We start from the raw sequence: 19,032 nt of genomic DNA, 5'->3' as shown, positions 1-19,032 counted from the left end.
TCATGATCGCCAGCCGGAATACCGGCGCGGTGGCGGCCGCCGCGACGCTGCTCGCCGCCGCGCCGCTGTCGGCCATCTTCCAGACCTGGACGTGGCTCATCCAGTGCGCGATCGCGGTAGCCGTGGTGGCCGGGGTCGCCGCGCTGACGCGGCTCGTCCGCGCACCGCTCTGGGGTCAGGTGCTCGGCATGCTGGCCGCCCTGTTGCTCGCGCTGACCTGGCTGTTCCCCAGCGGCAGCGAGCTGCTGACCTTCCTGCCCACGCCGGCCACGATCGAGCATTTCGGCGATCTGCTCGCCGGCTCGATGCAGGACATGCGCTCGTACGGCGTCGAGGTTCCGGACACCGACCCGCTGCTGTTCATCACCGTGCTCGGCGTCGGCGGGGTGGCCGTGCTCGTGGACGTGCTGGCGGTGGGGCTGCGCCGGCCCGCGCTGGCCGGGCTGCCGATGCTCGCGATCTACTCGGTGCCGGTCGCCGTCTACGTGGACAGCGTCCCCCCGGCGCCGTTCGTGGTGGGCGCGGCCGGTTACCTGTGGCTGCTGGTCACCGACAACGTCGACCGGGTGCGTCGGTTCGGCCGGCGGTTCACCGGCGACGGTCGTGACGTCGACGTGTGGGAGGCGTCGCCGCTGGCCTCCGCCGGCCGTCGGCTCGCCGTGGCCGGCGTGGTGGTGGCCGTGGCGCTGCCACTGGCGGTGCCCGGCATGACCGCCGGGCTGCTCGACACGCTCTCCGGCGGCACGGGCAACGGCAGCGGCACCGGCCGGGGCGCGGGCGGCTCGTCCGGCCGGATCGACCTGTTCGCGTCGCTCGCCGGGCAGCTCAACCAGTCCGAGGTGGCCGACCTGGTCAAGGTGACCACCTCCGAGCCGAACCCGTTCTACCTGCGCTACGCGGTGGCCGACGAGCTGCGCCCGAGTGGTTTCCAGGCCCGCAACCCGAGTGGCAGGCCGGCCAACCGGGATCTGCCGGACCCGACCGAACGGGCCGGCCAAGGGGTGCAGCAGGTCCGCTACCAGGCGACCGTCGAGGTCACCAAGAGCCTCAGCATGTCCCTCATGCCGGTGTACGCCGAGCCGGTGCGCACCGAGGACCTCAACGGCAACTGGTTGTACGACCCCAACCAGCAGGTCGTCTTCTCCAACCGGGAGAACTCCCGGGGTCGCAAGTACTCCTTCGACTACGTCCGCTCGACGTACACGCCTGCGGCGCTGCGGGCCGCTCGGCCGCTGCCCGCCGACCATCCGGTCCGCCGCCAGCTGACCGCCACTCCCGTGCCGGTGCCCGAGGTAGAGGAGCTGGTCAAGGGGTTGACCCAGGGCAAGCGCACCGACTACGACCGGGTGCTTGCGATCTACCAGCACTTCTCGGCGGACAACGGCTTCAGGTACCAGCTCAGCACCGAGAGCGGCAGCAGCGGCCAGGACATCGTCAACTTCCTCACCAACAAGGTCGGCTACTGCCAGCAGTACGCCGCCGCCATGGCCTGGCTGGTCCGGTCGGCAGGCATCCCGGCCCGGGTCGCGTTCGGGTTCACCAACGGCAGCAAGCGCGACGGCGACACGTACACGCTGACGAACCTCAACCTGCACGCCTGGACGGAGGTCTACTTCGACGGGATCGGCTGGGTGCCGTTCGACGCCACCCCGGCGTACGGCGTGCCCGGCTCCACCCGGTCGCCCTGGGCTCCGGACACTGACGCGCCTGAGCCGTCCAGCCCGGAGACGGGCGCCACGGACAGCCCGACCGGCCCGGACTCGTCGGCCGGGCCGGCCGGCCCGGACAACGCCGACCGCGACACCGACTCCGGGCTCTCCCTCGGCGGTGAGAAGCCGGCCGAGCAGCCGCCGGTCTGGCCATGGTGGACGGCGGGCGTGCTGGCCCTGTTGGCGCTGCTGGCGGTGCCGGCGCTTCGTCGCCTGGCGCTGCGTCGGCGGCGGGGCGGCCGGGCGGACGCCACGGTGGCCACCGCGACGCCGGACGACACCCCGTCGGCCGACGGCAAGCCGGTGATGGTGGTCGAGGCGGACGCCACTCGCGCTCGCGCGGACGCGCACGCCGCCTGGGCGGAGCTGCTGGACACGATGGTCGACTTCAAGGTCCGGGTGGACCAGACCGAGACGCCCCGGGCGACCGCGGACCGGCTGGTCCGCGATGCCCTCGCCGACGACACGGCGGCGGTCGGAGCGGCACGGCTGCTCGGCCGGGCGGAGGAGCGGGCCCGGTACGCGCGGGACCCGCTGACCGGCGAACCGCTGCCGCCGGCGCTGCGCGCCGTCCGCGGCGCGCTCGCCACCCGGGCGGATCGACGGACCCGACTGGTCGCCACCGTGCTGCCGCCCTCGGTGCTGTTGCGGTGGCGGATCGCCCTGGCGGACGCTTCCGGCCGCCTGGTGGCGCTGACCGGGCGGATCCGCTACCGGCTGCTGCGCTGGAATCCGCGGCGGATGCTGGCCGAGCGAGCGGCCCGCTGACCGACGTCTGTCACGTTCGGGGCGACGGCCGGCGGCCGTCGCCCCGAATGTTTGTTCGACTCCGGGTCGGCGATGTGGGCGGATCCGAGCCTCTGGAAACGCCACATCGGCGACCTGGCCTGGATCTTCGCGCCCACCGAAGACGCGCGCGGAGAGCGGCGTGCATGCGCGGGAAGCGGCGGGCGCGCGCGGGAAGCGGCGGGCAGTCGGAGAGGGTGGCGGGGCGCACGGATACGACAGTGGTCGCCGGGGCGTTCCCGGCGACCCGCTCGTCGCGGTGTACGGCCCGCCTCAGCGGCGGGACGGGCTCAGCGGTGCCCCTCCGGGCGCTGCCGCCACCTGTCTTCCATCCGGTCCAGGATCGACCGGCGGCGACCGGACCGGCCACCGCGGGGACGACGACTCGTCGTGCCACCCACCACGTGCAGGTCAGGTGACTGCGCCCGCCGGTGCGACTGCACCGCGAACGCGGCCGACGCCAGCATGACGACAAAGCCCGCCACCGCCAGCGGTGGAGTCTTGATCACCGCGCCATAGACCAGTAGAGCCAAGCCAGCGATGATCACGCCGGCAGCGACGAGCAGGCGACGCCGCGCGTGGAAGCGCGGATCGCTGGCGCGCACGGCCGAGGCGAATTTGGGGTCCTCGGCAAGCGACCGCTCGATCTGCTCGAACAGCCGCTGCTCGTGCTCCGAGAGCGGCACGGCACTCCTCCCCGGTCACGTTGGTCGGGCCCACTCGGGCCGACAGACCGTGGCAGCCAACCGGCTGCTTACCCGCAAGTCTACGAGGGGGGTCGCGCGTCGGAAAGCGGGACGACCTACGGGTGGGGCGGATTTTCCTTTCGATGGGCGTCACGGTCGCCCATCAGACTGGCCGGACCTATGACGGACCGCCCGAATCGGGCAGCAGCGGCGTCCGCGGCAGCTTCCGCCTCCCGCCAACCGCGCTCGGGCGCGCCGAGGGTGAGCTGCCGGGGAGCGCCCTGCGCCAGGGCGAGCCCTTCCACCCGGACACCGACGAGCCGGATCCGCTCGCCCGGGTCCAGTGCGGTGTAGAGCGCCCAGACCGTGTCGAACATCTCGCGGGCCGTGTCGGTGGGCACGCCGAGGGTGCGGGAGCGGTTGACGGTGCGAAAGTCGGCCAGCCGCACCTTGAGGGTGACCGTGCGCCCGACCTGGCCGGAACCGCGCAACCGGACGCCGACCTTCGCGCTGAGCGCCAGCAGGGCCCGGCGGATCTCCACCGGGTCGGCCACGTCGGCGTCGAAGGTCACCTCGGCGCCGATCGACTTGTCGACGTGCTCGGGGGTGACCCGCCGCGGGTCACGCCCTGCGGCCAGCTCGTGCAGGTGCGCCGCGGACGCCGCGCCCACCGCCCGGCGGAGCATGCCCAGCGGTGCCGCGGCGAGGTCGCCGACGGTGGCCAGGCCGAGCCGGCGCAGTGTCTCGGCGGCCCGCTCCCCCACGCCCCACAGCGCGTCCACCGGTAGCGGGTGCAGGAAGTCGAGGACCTGCCCCGGAGGCACGACCAACAGGCCGTCGGGTTTGGCCCGGGTGGAGCCCAGCTTGGCCACGAACTTGCTCGGCGCCACCCCGACCGAGCAGGTCAGCCCCTGCTCGTCGACGACCCGACGCCGGATCAGCCGGGCGATGGTCGCCGGGGAGCCGAACAGTCTGCGGGCCCCGGTCACGTCGAGGAACGCCTCGTCGAGGGAGAGCGGCTCGACCAGCGGGGTGACGTCCCGGAAGATCTGCATGACCGCCCGGGACGCGGCCGTGTACGCGGTGAAGTCCGGAGGCAGGTAGACCGCGTGGGGGCAGCGGGCGCGGGCCTGGCTGGTCGGCATCGCGCTGCGGACCCCGTACCGGCGGGCCTCGTAGCTGGCCGAGCTGACCACGCCGCGCGGCCCCACCCCGCCGACGACGACCGGCCGGCCGCGCAGCTCGGGCCGGCGGCGCACCTCGACGGCGGCGAAGAAGGCGTCCATGTCGACGTGCAGGATCGGGCTGGCGGAGTCATCGGCGTCCGGCCCGAAGCGCGGATCGTCGCCCCGGGGCAACGACTGGCTGCGACCCATCCCGGCAGGTTAACCCGGGGGTACGACAGCACCACCGGCCGACCGGCCGGACCGCACGCCGCTCAGCCCCGCACGACCAGCAGCGGCACGGTCAGCTCGGCGGCGGTGTCCGCCCCGTGGTACGCGACCAGCTTCGACGCCATCGGCCGCTCGGTTCGGCTGGCCATGACGGCGTACGTGTCGTTGCAGGTCACCACCACGTCGCCGATCCGTTCCAGGTGCTCCTCCGGCACCGGCCCGAACCAGCCGGTGGCCACCACCTCCGCCCGGGTACGCACCCGCGCCGCGTCGCCGAGCACCCCCGACCAGGCGGCCGCCACGTCGTCGACCGCGCCCGGCTCGACGTGCAGGTAACGCACCCGGGCCTCGCCGGCGACCACCCGGACCCCGTCGCGCAGCCGTGGGTCGGTGTCCAGGTCGAAACGGTGCGTCAGGGGCACGTCGAGCTGCCCGTGGTCGGCGGTCACCAGCAGCGCCGCGTCCGGTGGCAGCCCGTCGACCAGCCGGGCGAGCAGGTTGTCCACCTCGGTGGCGGCGACCCGCCAGGGCACGGAGTCGACTCCGCTGAGGTGCCCGTGCCGGTCCAGGTCGGCGTGGTAGCCGGAGACCAGGGTCGGCCCCGGACCGACGGACAGCGCGGCCAGCATGGTGGCAGCCACCTCGTCGGCACCGGCGGCGCCCCGGAAGTCGCCGCCCCGGTTGGCGGCCACTGTCAACCCGCTACCGCCGAACTCCGGCCGGCTCACCACGCTCACCGCCACCCCGGCCGCGCGGGCCCGTTGGAGCTGCGTGGGCACCGGCTGCCAGCGCAGCGGCGACGGGTCGGCGGCCCAGTCGGTGTGGGTGAGCACCCGGTCGGTGCCGGGCACCCGCACGGTGAAGCCGAGCACCCCGTGCGCTCCGGCCGCGACGCCGGTGCCCAGCGTCACCAGGCTCGTCGGGGTGGTGGACGGGAAACCGGCGATGAGCGGTCGACCCACCGTCGCGGCCAGCCCGGCGAGGGTCGGCGCGTGCGGCGCCGCGGTCGGCACCTGGTACCAGCCGAGCCCGTCGATCAGCAGCACGGCGATCCGGCGTACCCCGGCCAGGGCGGGGGCCAGCCCGAGCGGGTCGGTCGACCCGGGAACGCCCAGCACGGCGAGCGCGCTGGGCAGCACGTCGGCGAGCCGGTCCCCGCTGTGCGCCGGGCCGAGGACGGCCAGCGGCGGCAGCCCACCACCCGGCGCGACGGTCATGCCGGCCGGCGGGCGAACAGGTGCAGCTGGGCGGCCAGGTCCCGGTACGGGGACTGCGCGGCCAGCGCCAGTTCCAGCTCGACCAGGGCCGCGGACTGCCCGTCGGCGACCGCGGCTGGCAGCAGGTCGGCCAGTACGCGTACCCCGTGGATCTCCTCGACCGCCAGCCCGGCGGCGGTGAGCAGCGCGGCGGCGCCGAGGGCGTCGTAGCGGCGGCGCAGTGTGTCGCGCGGCCCGGCGGTGCCGGCCGGGTCGGCGGCCAGCGCCGCCGCGACCTCCAGATGGCCGTTCATGGCGCGGCCCAGCACGGCGGCGGCCCGCCCCGCGACCAGGACGCTCGCCGCGCCGGCGGGGCGCAACGCGCTGGCCAGCGCGGCGACCACCGGCGTGGGGTCGTCGACGACCTCCAGGACGGCGTGGCAGAGCACCAGGTCGACGCTGGCCGGCTCGACCAGCCCGGCCAGGGCGTCGCCGTCGCCCTGCACGGCCGCGATCCGGTCGGCGACCCCGGCCTCGGCGGCCCGACGGGTGAGCGCCGCGAGGGCGTCCGGGCTCGCGTCGACGACGGTGACCCGGTGCCCGGCGCGGGCCAGCGGGACGGCGAACCCGCCGGTGCCGCCGCCCACGTCCAGAACCGTCAGCTCGGCGTCGCCGCGCCGGTCCAGCTCGGCGCGGAGCACCGACCAGATCACTGCGGTACGGGGGGTCAGCGGCGGCCCGGCGAACCGGCCTCGGGTCTGCTCCACCCGGTCGAGCCTAGTGGTCAGGACTCGGTGCCCTCGACCGCGTCCTCGGCCCGGGACCGGCGCTCGTTGGCCACCGGACCGTTGGTCACCTCGTACTCGCGGGGGTCGGTGAGGTGCGACGGCATCCAGCCGGAGCCCAGCCGGGTCCTCCGGGAATTGGCGATTCCGCCGCCGGTGTACGTGTGGTTCCCCATCACTTGTCATTCCCCCTCACGGATCACGGGCCGCTCTGCCCGCTCAGGACGAGTCTCCCGCCCGGCGACGCCGAAAACCGTAATGTGGATCACTGGATCAGCGGAAGTCACGGGACGCGGGGCTGACCGGCGGCTCGATCGCGTCCAGCCGGTCGGCGACCAGGTTGGTCACTCCCTCGTGCCGTTGCAGCCGCCCCCGGACCACAAGCGCGGCGCTGGTGCGGGCCACCCGCCGGTAGCGCTGCCACAGCCCCGGTGAGCAGGTGACATTCAGCATCCCGGTCTCGTCCTCCAGGTTGAGGAAGGTCACCCCGCCGGCGGTCGCCGGGCGCTGCCGGTGGGTGACGATGCCGCCGACCCGGATCCGCTGACCCGGCTCCACCCGACCGAGCCGGGCGATCGGTACCGCGCCGAGCACGTCGAGCTGCCCCCGGATGAACCGGGCCGGGTGGCTCTCCGGCGACAACCCGGTGGCCCACACGTCGGCGACCAGCCGATCCACCGCCTCCATGCCGGGCAGCGTGGGCGCCGCCGCGCCGGTCACCGTGCCGGGCAGCCGGCCCGGGCGGTCCTGGGCCGCCGCGCCGGCCGCCCAGAGCGCCTCCCGCCGGGTCAGCCCGAAACAGGCGAAGGCGTCCGCGGTGGCCAGCGCCTCCAGCTGCGCGGCGGTGAGACCGACCCGCCGGGCCAGATCCGGCATGTCGCGGTACGCCCCGCCGGCCGCCCGCTCGGCCTCGATCCGCTCGGCCACCTCGGCGCCGAGGGTACGTACGCTGGACAGCCCCAGCCGGACGGCCGGGCCGCCCAGCCCCCAGGCGTGCGGCGGCTCCCCCGGCCCGCTGCCCCACCGGGTGTCCGGGGTGGACTCCAGCACCGCCAGCGCCCCACTGGCGTTGATGTCCGGGCGGCGGACCTCCACCCCGTGCCGGCGGGCGTCGTCGACCAGGGTCTGCGGGGAGTAGAAGCCCATCGGCTGGGCGTTGAGCAGCGCCGCCAGGAACGGCGCCGGGTGGTAGCGCTTGAGCCAGGAGCTGGCGTACACCAGGTAGGCGAAGCTCATCGCGTGGCTCTCCGGGAAGCCGTAGCTGGCGAACGCGGTGAGCTTGCGGTAGACGTCGTCGGCCAGCTCACCGGTGATGCCCCGCTCGGCCATCCCGGCGTAGAGCCGGTCGGCGATCCGGGTCATCCGCTCGACCGAGCGTTTGGCGCCCATCGCCCGGCGCAGCTGGTCGGCCTCGGCGGCGTCGAAACCGGCCAGGTCGATGGCGAGCTGCATCAACTGCTCCTGGAACAGCGGCACACCCAGGGTCTTCTCCAGCGCGTTGCGCATCAACGGGTGGGCGAAGGTCACCGGCTCCTGACCGTTCTTGCGCCGGATGAACGGGTGCACCGAGCCGCCCTGGATCGGGCCGGGCCGGATCAGCGCCACCTCGACCACCAGGTCGTAGAACTCGCGGGGCTTGAGTCGGGGCAGGGTGGCCATCTGGGCGCGACTCTCCACCTGGAACACCCCGACCGAGTCGGCCCGGCAGAGCATGTCGTAGACCTCCGGGTCGTCCAGCGTCATGTCGCCGAGGTCGAGCCGGGACCCGATCATGTCGTAGCCGTAGTGCAGCGCGGAGAGCATGCCGAGGCCGAGCAGGTCGAACTTCACCAGGCCGACGGCGGCACAGTCGTCCTTGTCCCACTGCAGGACGCTGCGACCGGGCATCCGCCCCCACTCCACCGGGCAGACCTCGATCACCGGACGGTCGCAGATCACCATGCCGCCGGAGTGGATGCCCAGGTGCCGGGGGAACGTCTGCAGCTCGTTGGCGTACTCCACCACCTGCTCGGGGATGCCCTCGACGTCGACCGTGGCGACCGAGCCCCACCTGTCGATCTGCTTACTCCAGGCGTCCTGCTGACCGGGTGAGAAGCCGAACGCCTTGGCCACGTCCCGTACCGCCGACCGGGGCCGGTAGGAGATGACGTTGGCGACCTGGGCGGCGTGCTCCCGGCCGTAGCGGGTGTAGACGTGCTGGATCACCTCCTCCCGACGGTCGGACTCGATGTCCACGTCGATGTCCGGCGGACCGTCCCGCTCCGGGGCGAGGAACCGCTCGAAGAGCAGCCGGTGCCGGACCGCGTCCACGTTGGTGATCCGCAGCGCGTAGCAGACCGCCGAGTTGGCCGCCGAGCCCCGCCCTTGGCAGTAGATGTCCTGCTCGCGGCAGAACGAGACGATGTCGTAGACCACCAGGAAGTAGCCGGGGAAGCCGAGCTCCTCGATCATGTTCAGCTCGTGGTCGAGCTGCGCGTACGCCGTCGGGTGGGCCTGCGGCGGCCCGTAGCGCTCCCGGGCCCCGTCGGCGGTCAGCTTGCGCAGCCAGCTCATCTCGGTGTGCCCCGGCGGCACCGGGTACGCCGGCAGTTGCGGCGCGACCAGTTGCAGGTCGAAGGCCAGCTCGGCGCCGAACTCGGCGGCCCGCGCCACCGCGCCCGGGTACGCGGCGAACCGGGCCGCCATCTCCGCGCCGCTGCGCAGGTGGGCGGTGGCCGCCGCGGGCAGCCAGCCGTCAATCTCGTCGAGGCTGCGTCGGGCCCGGACGGCGGCGACCGTGGTGGCCAGCCGACGCCGGCCGGGGCTGGCGTAGTGCACGTTGTTGCTGGCCACCGTCGGCAGCCCGGCCGCGGCGGCCAGCTCGGCGAGCGCGTCGTTGCGGTCGGCGTCGACGGGATGCCCGTGGTCGGTCAGCTCCACCGCCACCGTCTCCGCGCCGAAGAGCGCGGTCAGCCGGTCCAGTTCGCGGGCCGCCGCGTCCACCCCCTCGGTGAGCAGCGCGCCCGGCACGTGCCCCTTGCGGCAGCCGGTCAGCACCAGCACGTGGTCGCGCAGCTCGGCGGCGACCTCCTCCAGGTCCCCGTAGATCGGGCGGCCCTTCTCCCCGCCGCGCAGTTGGGCACGGGCGATGGTGGTGGCCAGCCGGGCGTACCCCTCGTGGCCGTGCGCGAGCACCAGCAGGTGCGCGCCGTGCGGGTCGGGTTCGCCGTTCTGCGGGCCGGGCAGCCCGAGGGACAGCTCCGCGCCGAAGATGGTCGGCAGGCCCAGCGTGCGGGCCGCCTCGGCGAAACGGACCACCCCGTAGAAGCCGTCGTGGTCGGTGACGGCGAGCGCGGTGAGCCCCAACCGGGCCGCCTCCTCGGCCAGCTCCTCGGGATGGCTTGCGCCGTCGAGGAAGCTGAAGTTGGTGTGCGCGTGCAGCTCCGCGTAGGGCACCACGCCGTCGGGGCGGGGCAGCTCCGGCGGCTGGTACTGCTCGCGCCGGCGACTCCAGGCCGGGGAGTCCCCACCGTCGGCGTCCACGGCGAGCGGGTCCACCACGTGCAGGTGCCGCTCCTCGCGCGATCGCCCGCCGCCGGAGCCGCCGCTGGCCCGGCCGGAGAGCACCCGCTCCAGCTCCGACCAGGGCATCTTCGGGTTGTGAAAGCTCATCCGGCCGCTCCGCCCGCTCGGATCGCGCCACCCGCGCCGCCCGCTTCTGCCGGCCTAGCGGCGGTGGCACGACCGACCAGCCGCCCGGCGGTGCGCGACCCCGCCAGCGGCAACAGCCACCGTGAGCGGTATGACTGTGAGTCATATTTATGACTCACAGTCATACCGCTCATCAGGACATCTGCCTCCCGGCCAACGCCGGTCATGGGCCGACCTGACTCAGTCATAGATCGCCTCCACCAGCCACTGCCCGGACTCCACGGCGAGCAGCAGAGCGGTGCCGTCGGCGAGGCTGACCTGGAACCGTGCCCGGCGGCGAGCCTCGGCCGGCGCCCACCAGCGCTCGTCCACCGGCCACGGCCCGGCCCAGCCCACGATCTCCGCCGGTCGACCGTCGCCGACCACCAGCCGGGCGGGAACAGCGCTCACCGCCAACCGCGCACTGATCACCACCGGCTCACCGGCGGCGTCGTGCACGGTCGCGGCGAGCGGGCTGGGCAGCACCACGGCGGGCGCGGGCGGCGGCAGCCGGCCCGGCCACGGCGGAACTTCGGGGCGGGCGGGGAGGCGTTCGTCGCCCCACGGCACCAGGCGTACCTGGTCGGCCGGGGAACGCCCACCGCCGAGCACCGCCGTGACCACCGCTTCCGGGCCGAGGATGCCCTGCACCCGACTCAATGCCCGCTGCGCCCTCTCCCGCTCCTCGCCCGTCTCCCCCCAGAGGCCGGTCTGCAGGCCGGCCTGGGCGATCACCCCGTCCGGGATCAGCCGCAGCCGGATGATGCCGGCCGTCGGCCGGGCCGGTCGGGCACCGGCGCGGCCGTTGCTGCCGGAGAGCCAGCCGTCGAGCTGCCAGCGCACCCGGTCGGCGATGGCGGCGGCGGTGAGCAGGCCGTCGTGCCGCCACACCCGGTGCAGCTCCTGCCCGTGCTCGGTGACCGCCTCGATGCCGAGCCGGGTGCAGGCCAGCCCGTGCCCGGCGAGCCGGTCGTGCAACTGCTCGGCCAGCGCGCGGGCGGCGAACGCCGCCGCGTCGACCCGGTCGATCGGCTCGTCGTACGCGGAGGTCACCGTCAGGTCGGTCGGCGGCTGCCGGACGGCGAGCGGGCGGTGATCCCGGCCGGCGGCCAGCCGGTGGGCCAGCGCGCCGTCGAACCCGAACCGGGCCAGCACGTCGCCGGCCGGTAGCGCGGCGAAGTCGCCGAGGGTCCGCACCCCCAGCCGGCGCAGCAGATCGGCCAGTGCGGACCGACCGAGCGCCTCGACCGGCATCCCGGCCAGGAAAGCCGGTGTTCCGCCCGGCTCCACCACCCGGCCGGCGCGGGCGGCCAACCCCGCGGCGAACACCCCGTCGGCGATGCCCACCTGGCTCTCCACCAGACAGGACTGGGCGACGTGCTCGATGAGCCGCTCGGCGGCCGCCTCCTCGCCGCCGAGGTAGCGACTCGGGCCCCGGGCGGCGACCGCGCAGGCGCCCGGACGGACCACCTCGACGCCGGCGACCAGTTCCTCCAGCGCGGCGACCACCGGCTCGAACGCCCGGGCGTCCCGGCCGGGGTCGTACTCCACGACGGTGAGCTGCGGGCAACGGCCCTGCGCCTCCCGTTTGCGCAGCCCTCGGCGCACGCCCTCGGCGCGGGCCCGCTCGGAGCAGGCGACCACCCGGTTGGCGTGCAGCACGGCGACCGGACCGGTGGCCGGCACCCCGTCGACGATCTCGGCGGCGAGCACCGGCCAGTCCGGGCACCACAGCAGCAGGGTCCGGATCGGCGAGCCGGTCACCCCGACCCGACCAGGGCGAGCGGCACGGACGGACGGCCCACTGTCGACCGCACCGCCCGGGGAATGACCCGGGTGAGCTCGGCACCGGGAAGCCAGACCTTGATCTCCTTGGGGCGGGCGGCCGCTCCGCGCCCGCGCGCCGAGACGGTGACCTCCCGGCGACGCAGCCGCCCCCGACCCTGGCCGAGCCCTTCCCAGACCCCGCGGACCACCTGCAACGTCACGTCCGCGCCGTCCCACCGGCCGTACGGAACGAGCACGCTGCCGCGCTGCCGGGCCCGCGCGGCCAGCCGGGTGGCGACCGAGGCGGAGACCGCGGCGGGTACGGCGGTGACCACGACGTCCACCCCGTCGATCAACGCGGCGACCACTGTGGCCCACTCGGGGCCGGGATTCGGCACCAGGGCCAGCCGGTCCAGGGCGATGCCCAGCTCGGCTGCCGCACCCGCGCCGAACGTCGGCACTCCGACCACTGCGCACCACGAACCGGCCCGGGACGCCTCGGCCAGCAGGGCCAGCACCAGCGAGGTGCCGCCACTGCGTCGGGGCTGACCGGCGGCGACCGCGATGGTGCTGCCGCGGCGCAGGCCCCGGTTGGGCAGCAGGCCGGTCAGCTCGGGCGCCACCGGTAGCACCCGGTGGCCGCCGACCGGATCGGGTGCGCTCGCCGGGCGTACCAGATCGGCCAGTGCGGCGGAACCGACCACCATGCGGCCCGCCATTGGACCAACTCCCCCGTCGTTGCTGTGGAACAGATCAGGACCGACGCACCGTGACGCCGGCCGCCCGGCTTCCCTTCCAGGCGGTCGGCGTCACGGCGGGCTCATGCGGCGAGGCCGTCCAGGGCCGGTTGGTGTGCCACGCCGAGCGCGCTCTCCACCACCGTGACGAACTGTTCGGCGGCGCGGAGCAGATCGTCGGCCTCCCGGGCGCTGACCACCCGGGGGATGCCGGCTTCGGCGGCGGCTCGCTTGCTGGCCCCGGCGGCGAAGAACCGGGCCCACTCGTCGAGCTCGGGGGCGACGGCGCAGAGCAGGACCCAGACGCTGGTGATCCGGTTGCGCCGGCTCGGGGCGGGCCGGGCCCGGGCGGCGAGCAGGGCGGCCGCCGCACGCAGCGCCGCCAGGTGGGCGGCCGCGTAGCGTAGACCGTCAGGTCGGGTCTGGCCGGCCTCGACCAGCCCACGGCGGGCCAGGGTGAGGAGCTGGGCAGGGGTGCGGTGCGGCAGCACGTGCGCCGGCACCGTCGGTGCCTGAGCCGGGTTGGTCGGCATGGACTGTCTCCTCCACATGGCCGGGGCGTCGGCCGGGGCAGTGGTGCCGCCGACGAGACGCCGAGGTCGGGTGGTGCGGAGGAAGACGCACCGGGGGTGGCCGGCCGGGTGTGGATGCTTCCCCACACCACACCCGGCCGGCGTACCGGCGGGTTCGTCGCCCGCCGCCCGGGGGTCGTGGGCGGCGGGCGACGCTCCTGCCTGACGGGACCGGGCTCGCGACTGCCCGGAAACCCAGGTGCGGCCCGCGAAGCCACACCGCCCGGAGCTGGCGCCGCGAAACACCGCGCTCCGGCTGGTTGGAACGGGCGTTCGAGGCAATCGAACACTCGTTCTAACTGCTCCTGACAGTACACCTCCCCTCCGACGAAAATGCAACGTGTGACGCGCCGAGGCTCGCCGTCCGTACGCACCGGAGTGAACCGGCGCCGGCGGACCGGGAAGAATGTCCCCATGCAGCCACACCCGAACGTACGGGCGGTGCAGGACGCGCTGGACGGCGCCGGTGCGCGCGACGGCGCCGGCCAGCCCAGCACGGTCCGCCTGCTGCCCGACGCGGTGCACACCGCGGCAGCCGCAGCCGACGCGCTCGGCGTCGAGGTCGGCCAGATCGCCAACTCGCTGATCTTCGACGCGGACGACTCGCCGCTGCTCGTGCTCACCTCCGGCGCGCACCGGGTCGACACCGCCGGCCTCGCCGCGTCCATCGGCGTCACCCGGCTGCGCCGGGCCACCCCGGAGTTCGTCCGGAAGCACACCGGGCAGCCGATCGGTGGGGTGGCCCCGCTCGGGCACCCGCAGGCGCTGCGCACCCTGGTGGACACCGCGCTGGCGGCGTACCCGCAGATCTGGGCCGCGGGCGGCGTACCGCAGGCGGTCTTCCCGACCACCTACGCCGAGCTGCTGCGCGTCACCGCCGGCGTCCCGGCCGAGGTGGCGTGAGCGAGCCGCGCGAGCGAACCGGCCGGCACAGCAGCGCCGTACCGGAGCTGGTCACCCTGCACGTGTGGCGGACCTCCCGCGGCGCGCTCCCCCGGGCGCTGACCCGGATGGCGGTGGACCCGCGTCGACTGCGGGCCCTGCCGGGCGTCCGGTTCGGCAAGCTGCTGGGGACGGGGACCGGCACCGGCTTCGGGCCGGGTGACGCCGACCTGACCCGGTGGGCGGCGCTGACCGTCTGGGACTCCCCCGCCGCGGCGGCCGGCTTCGACGACTCGCCGGTCGGACGCGCCTGGGCGCGGATCGCCCACGCCCAGGCCCGAGTCGACCTGCGCCCGCTGAGCAGCCGGGGCGAGTGGTCCGGCCAGCGACCGTTCGGCGAGCCGCCGGGCGGCCGGGTCACCGGCCCGGTGCTGGCGCTGACCCGGGCCCGGTTACGGGCCCGCCGGGCGGCCACCTTCTGGCGGGCGGTCCCGCCGGTGGCCGCCGCCCTGCGCGACGCGCCCGGGTTGCTGGCCCGGTTCGGCGTCGGTGAGGCCCCACTGGGATGGCAGGGCACGGTGAGTGTGTGGCGCGACCCGACGGACCTCGTGGCGTTCGCGTACCGTCACCCGGAGCATCGGGCGGCGATCATGCGAACCCCCACCGCGGGCTGGTACGCCGAGGAGCTGTTCGCCCGGTTCGAGGTACGTGACGTGGTCGGCGACCGGACGGTCCTCGGGTGGGTCGCCGACGGCGACCAGGCGACAGTGAAAGGTGGACGGGCATGAGGTTGGTGCGCTGGACGCCGGACGATCTCGTCCGACGGCTGGACGACGTGGTGGCCGTCTACGGCGAGGCGATGGGGTACCGCACCGACCTGCTGGAGGCCCGGCGCGGCTACATCGCCACCCACGTCCGCCGGCCCGGGTTCCGGGCCGTGGCCAGCCTGACCAGCGAAGGTCACCTCGCCGGCTTCGGGTACGGCTATCTGGGCGGTCCGGGCCAGTGGTGGCACGACCAGGTGCACCGGGCGCTGGACGCCCCGACCCGCAAGCGCTGGCTCACCCACTGCTTCGAGGTGGTCGAGCTGCACGTCCGCCCTCCGGCGCAGGGGCACGGGCTGGGCGCCGGGCAGTTGCGGGCGCTGCTCACGATGGCCGAGGGCGACACCACACTGCTGTCCACGCCGGAGGCCGAGGAGCAGACCTCGCGGGCCTGGCGGCTGTACCGGCGGTTCGGCTTCGTCGACGTGCTGCGCGACTTCCACTTCCCCGGTGACGAGCGGCCCTTCGGCGTACTCGGTCGAGACCTGCCGCTCGAGCCCGCCGCGTCATGACCCGGCGGATCTCCTGGACGCTGCTCGCCGTCCTGGTGCTCGCCCAGATCTGCTACCCGCTGACCACCGGCCCCACCCGGGCCGGGCTGACCGTGGCCACGGTCGTGCTCGGCTGGCTGCTCTCGGTCGGCCACGCGCTGCTCAGCCGGGGGCCCCGGGTGGCGGCGGCGCTGGTCGCGGTGGCCACCGGCGGCGGGTTCGCGATCGAGGCGATCGGGGTGGCCACCGGTGTGCCGTTCGGCAGCTACGACTACTCCGGTGAGCTGGGCCCCAAACTGGCCGGGGTGCCGTTGATCATCCCGTTGGCCTGGACCTGGATGGCCTGGCCGGCCTGGCTGGCCGCGGTCCGCCTGACCGGCGGCAGCGGCACGCCGACCGGCAACGGCACGTCGACCGGCAACGGCACGCCGCCTGGCCACGGCACGCCGACCGGCCGGTGGGTGGGCCGGATCGCGCTGGCCGCGGTGGGGCTGGCCGCCTGGGACCTCTTCCTCGACCCGCAGATGGTCGCCGAGGGCTACTGGGTCTGGCGGGACGCCACCCCGGCGCTGCCCGGCCTGGCCGGCATCCCGGTCAGCAACTACCTGGGCTGGCTGCTCTTCGCGGTGCTGCTGATGAGCGCGCTGCGCCCGCTGGCCGGCCCGGCCGCCGAGCACACCGACCGGCGGGACCACCCGATGCTCGCGCTGTACCTGTGGACGTACTTCTCCAGCATCCTGGCCCACGCGGTCTTCCTGGACCTGCCCGCGTCGGCGCTCTGGGGCGCGGCCGGCATGGCGGTCACCGCCGTGCCGTTGGCGGTGACCCTGCTGCGCGCCCGCCGGCCCCACCACGCGCGCCGAGACGACCACCAACCGCACCGCCCCGGCGTCGACGCGACCAGATGACCGTCCTCTTCGCCCTGCTGCTCGCCGTCGCCGCGCTGACCGGGCACACCTGGGTCAACGCCGCCCGATGGCTGCGCCGACCCACCGATCGGCCGGATGACGTCGACGAGCCGGTGGCCGTACTGCTGCCGCTGCGCGACGAGGCCACCCGGGTAACGCCCTGCCTGCGCGCCCTGCTCGCCCAGCGTGGTGTGCCGGCGCTGCGCATCGTGGTCCTCGACGACGGGTCCACCGACGGTACCGCCGAGGTGGTCCGCGCGGTCGTCGGCGACGACCCGCGGGTCACCCTGCTCAGCGGGGTCGCCCCGCCGCCGGGCTGGCTGGGCAAGCCGCACGCCTGCTGGCAGTTGGCCACCCGGGCCGACCCGGCGGCCACCGCGCTGGTCTTCGTCGACGCCGACGTGGTGCTCGCCCCGCACGCCGTGGCCGCGGCGGTCACCGAGCTGCGCGCCGCCCGCGCGACGCTGCTGTCGCCGTACCCCCGGATCGTGGTGGCGACGGTGGCCGACCGGCTCGTGCAGCCGCTGTTGCAGTGGTTGTGGCTGACCTTCCTGCCGCTGCGGGCCATGGAGCGCTCGCGGCGGCCGTCGCTGGCCGCGGCGGGCGGGCAGTTCCTGGTGCTGGACCGGGCCGGCTACACCGCCGCCGGCGGGCACGCGTCCGTCGCCGACAAGATCCTGGAGGACGTCGAGCTGGCCCGGGCCGTCAAGCGCGCCGGGAGGCGGATCGCCCTGGCCGACGGCTCCCGGCTGGCCACCTGCCGGATGTACGACGACTGGCCGCAGCTGCGCGACGGGTACTCGAAGTCGCTGTGGGCGTCGTTCGGGCACCCCGGCGCGGCGGCCGCCGTGGTGACGCTGCTGCTCCTGCTCTACACCGCCCCGCCGCTGGTCGCGCTGGTCGGGCTCGTGGCCGGCGCGGCGCAGGTGGCCGCCGTGGGCCTGGCGGGCTACCTGCTCGGGGTGGCCGGGCGGGTGCTCACCGCCCGGGCGACCGGCGGCCGGTGGTGGCCCGACGCGCTCGCACACCCCGTGTCGGTCGTGGTCCTCGGCTGGTTGACGCTGCGGTCGTACCATCTGCGAAAGCGACGCCGCCTGACCTGGCGGGGCCGCCCGGTCAGCTAGGAGGGCGCGGCATGGCGCGGATCGTGGTCGTCGGCGCCGGGGTGGGTGGCCTGGCCACCGCCGCCCGGCTGGCCGCAACCGGGCACCAGGTGACCGTCTTCGAGGCCGCGGACACGGTCGGCGGCAAGCTCGGCCGGTACGCGCACGACACTCCGGCCGGGATGTTCCACTTCGACACCGGGCCGAGCCTGCTCACCCTGCCCGAGGTCTTCCACGACCTGTTCGAGGCGACCGGGGCAAAGCTCGATGAGTACCTGGACCTGACGCCGCTGGACCCGATCGTCCGGCACGTCTTCGCAGGTGGCGGCCCGACCCTGGATTCGTGCACCGACCCGGTGGAGTTCGCCGCGCGGATCGGGGCCGCCCTCGGCGACCGGGCGGCGGCCGACTGGCAGCGGCTGTGGCGCCGGGCCGCACGGGTGTGGGAGGCGTCCTCGCGGGACATCCTGCGCCGTACCGTCGACTCCCCCCGCGACCTCGCGTCGCTGGCCTGGCGGGTGGGCGACCTGGCCGCCATCGCCCCGGGCCGCACCCTGCGCGGGCTGGGCCGCCGGCACCTGTCCGACCCGCGGCTGCGGATGCTGCTGGACCGGTACGCCACCTACACCGGCGCCGACCCGCGGCGGGCCCCGGCGGCGCTGGTCGCGGTCCCCTACGCCGAGCTGACCTACGGCGGGTGGTACCTGCGCGGCGGGCTGGGCACGCTCGCCGACGCGCTGCTGACCCGCTGCCTGGACCTCGGCGTGGTGGTGCAGACCGGCACCACTGTCACCCGGATCGACGCCGCGGGCGGCCGGGTGCACGGCGTACGCCTCGCCGGCGTCACCGCGCCGGTGCCCGCCGACGTGGTGGTGGCCAACGTCGACGCGCTCACCGTCTACCGCGACCTGCTGCCACACGCGCGCCGGCTGGCCGGCCTGACCGATCGCAGCCTCGCCGGTTTCGTGCTGCTGCTCGGCGTCTCCGGCAGCACCGGCCTGGCGCACCACAACGTCTTCTTTCCGCGCGACTACGACGCGGAGTTCGACGCGGTCTTCGGCGATCCGGGGCGGGGCGTCCGGGCCCGACCGGCGGCCGACCCGACGGTGTTCGTCACCGTGGCCGACGATCCGATGGTCCGCCCCGCCGGGCACGAGGCGTGGTTCGTGCTGGTCAACGCCGCCCGGCAGGGCACCGCCGGTGGCGCTGTCGACTGGCGACGCCCGGGGCTGGCCGACGCGTACGCCGACCGGATCCTGGATGTCCTGGCCGAGCGCGGCGTCGACGTGCGGGACCGGCTGCTGTTCCGCGAGGTGCGCACCCCCGCCGACCTGGACGCGACGACCGGGGCGCCGGGCGGCGCGATCTACGGCACCGCCGGTGGCCTGCTCCGCCCGGCCAACCGGGGCCCGGCGCACGGGCTGTGGCTGGTGGGCGGCTCCAGCCACCCCGGCGGTGGCCTGCCGATGGTGACCCTCTCCGCGCAGATCGTCGCCGACGAGATCGGCCCCGCCTGGTAAGAC

16 protein-coding genes are annotated in these 19,032 nt (G+C 75.1%); 7 read left to right on the top strand and 9 right to left on the bottom strand.

Translation table 11 applies throughout. From position 1 onward, the window contains the following. Window positions 1-2: 2 nt before the first annotated feature. Window positions 3-2,477, top strand: coding sequence for a transglutaminaseTgpA domain-containing protein (locus tag ACGGAQ_RS11945; protein WP_393047514.1), 2,475 nt, complete (start codon window positions 3-5; stop codon window positions 2,475-2,477). Between the two features lie 308 nt (window positions 2,478-2,785). Here ACGGAQ_RS11945 and ACGGAQ_RS11940 read toward each other — a convergent pair whose 3' ends face one another. From ACGGAQ_RS11940 to ACGGAQ_RS11900, 9 genes are all read right to left on the bottom strand, one after another. Next, entirely contained in the window at window positions 2,786-3,181 is a 396-nt protein-coding gene (locus ACGGAQ_RS11940) for a DUF3040 domain-containing protein (RefSeq protein WP_234590673.1), read from the bottom strand. Between the two features lie 116 nt (window positions 3,182-3,297). Further along, window positions 3,298-4,557 carry a DNA polymerase IV gene (locus ACGGAQ_RS11935; RefSeq protein WP_393047512.1) on the bottom strand — a complete coding sequence of 420 codons (1,260 nt, stop codon included), beginning with the start codon at window positions 4,555-4,557 and terminating at the stop codon, window positions 3,298-3,300. A gap of 62 nt (window positions 4,558-4,619) precedes the next feature. After that, a complete protein-coding gene (locus ACGGAQ_RS11930) occupies window positions 4,620-5,792 on the bottom strand; it encodes an alkaline phosphatase family protein (protein ID WP_393047509.1) in 1,173 nt (390 codons plus the stop codon). Then, window positions 5,789-6,559: a methyltransferase domain-containing protein gene (locus ACGGAQ_RS11925; RefSeq protein ID WP_393047886.1), complete on the bottom strand. Its 771-nt coding sequence runs from the start codon at window positions 6,557-6,559 to the stop codon at window positions 5,789-5,791. Before ACGGAQ_RS11925 ends, ACGGAQ_RS11930 begins: the two co-directional genes overlap by 4 nt. Continuing rightward, window positions 6,556-6,732, bottom strand: a complete 177-nt coding sequence (locus ACGGAQ_RS11920) for a hypothetical protein (protein ID WP_393047884.1) — start codon at window positions 6,730-6,732, stop codon at window positions 6,556-6,558. The genes ACGGAQ_RS11925 and ACGGAQ_RS11920 overlap by 4 nt, the downstream gene beginning before the upstream one ends. 97 nt (window positions 6,733-6,829) lie before the next feature. Next, window positions 6,830-10,207: an error-prone DNA polymerase gene (locus ACGGAQ_RS11915; protein ID WP_393047507.1), complete on the bottom strand. Its 3,378-nt coding sequence runs from the start codon at window positions 10,205-10,207 to the stop codon at window positions 6,830-6,832. A gap of 219 nt (window positions 10,208-10,426) precedes the next feature. After that, window positions 10,427-11,989, bottom strand: coding sequence for a DNA polymerase Y family protein (locus ACGGAQ_RS11910; RefSeq protein WP_393047504.1), 1,563 nt, complete (start codon window positions 11,987-11,989; stop codon window positions 10,427-10,429). After that, window positions 11,986-12,711, bottom strand: a complete 726-nt coding sequence (locus ACGGAQ_RS11905; protein WP_355134899.1) for a hypothetical protein — start codon at window positions 12,709-12,711, stop codon at window positions 11,986-11,988. Before ACGGAQ_RS11905 ends, ACGGAQ_RS11910 begins: the two co-directional genes overlap by 4 nt. A 101-nt stretch (window positions 12,712-12,812) precedes the next feature. Continuing rightward, window positions 12,813-13,262: an SAV_6107 family HEPN domain-containing protein gene (locus ACGGAQ_RS11900; protein ID WP_393047500.1), complete on the bottom strand. Its 450-nt coding sequence runs from the start codon at window positions 13,260-13,262 to the stop codon at window positions 12,813-12,815. Window positions 13,263-13,715: 453 nt separating this feature from the next. On the opposite strand from ACGGAQ_RS11900, the gene ACGGAQ_RS11895 reads away from it, so the two are divergent. From ACGGAQ_RS11895 to ACGGAQ_RS11870, 6 genes are read left to right on the top strand one after another with little or no spacing between them, the layout of a single operon-like run. Further along, window positions 13,716-14,204 carry a YbaK/EbsC family protein gene (locus tag ACGGAQ_RS11895; RefSeq protein WP_393047497.1) on the top strand — a complete coding sequence of 163 codons (489 nt, stop codon included), beginning with the start codon at window positions 13,716-13,718 and terminating at the stop codon, window positions 14,202-14,204. Beyond that, complete coding sequence (locus tag ACGGAQ_RS11890) at window positions 14,201-14,971, top strand: monooxygenase (protein ID WP_393047494.1); 771 nt, start codon at window positions 14,201-14,203, stop codon at window positions 14,969-14,971. The genes ACGGAQ_RS11895 and ACGGAQ_RS11890 overlap by 4 nt, the downstream gene beginning before the upstream one ends. Then, a complete protein-coding gene (locus ACGGAQ_RS11885) occupies window positions 14,968-15,519 on the top strand; it encodes a GNAT family N-acetyltransferase (RefSeq protein ID WP_354862773.1) in 552 nt (183 codons plus the stop codon). The genes ACGGAQ_RS11890 and ACGGAQ_RS11885 overlap by 4 nt, the downstream gene beginning before the upstream one ends. Next, entirely contained in the window at window positions 15,516-16,406 is an 891-nt protein-coding gene (locus ACGGAQ_RS11880) for a carotenoid biosynthesis protein (RefSeq protein ID WP_393047492.1), read from the top strand. Before ACGGAQ_RS11885 ends, ACGGAQ_RS11880 begins: the two co-directional genes overlap by 4 nt. After that, entirely contained in the window at window positions 16,403-17,530 is a 1,128-nt protein-coding gene (locus ACGGAQ_RS11875; protein WP_393047489.1) for a glycosyltransferase, read from the top strand. Before ACGGAQ_RS11880 ends, ACGGAQ_RS11875 begins: the two co-directional genes overlap by 4 nt. Before the next feature lie 11 nt (window positions 17,531-17,541). Beyond that, the gene (locus tag ACGGAQ_RS11870; protein ID WP_393047486.1) at window positions 17,542-19,029 is read left to right on the top strand and encodes a phytoene desaturase family protein; all 1,488 of its coding nucleotides are present in this window, start codon (window positions 17,542-17,544) and stop codon (window positions 19,027-19,029) included. Window positions 19,030-19,032: the final 3 nt, after the last annotated feature.

Origin of the sequence: Micromonospora sp. NPDC047557 (genome assembly GCF_043205095.1) — a bacterium.
Classification (GTDB): Bacteria; Actinomycetota; Actinomycetes; order Mycobacteriales; family Micromonosporaceae; genus Micromonospora.
The sequence above is the reverse complement of the archived record's forward strand: the minus strand, read 5'-3'. Positions and strand labels throughout refer to the sequence as shown.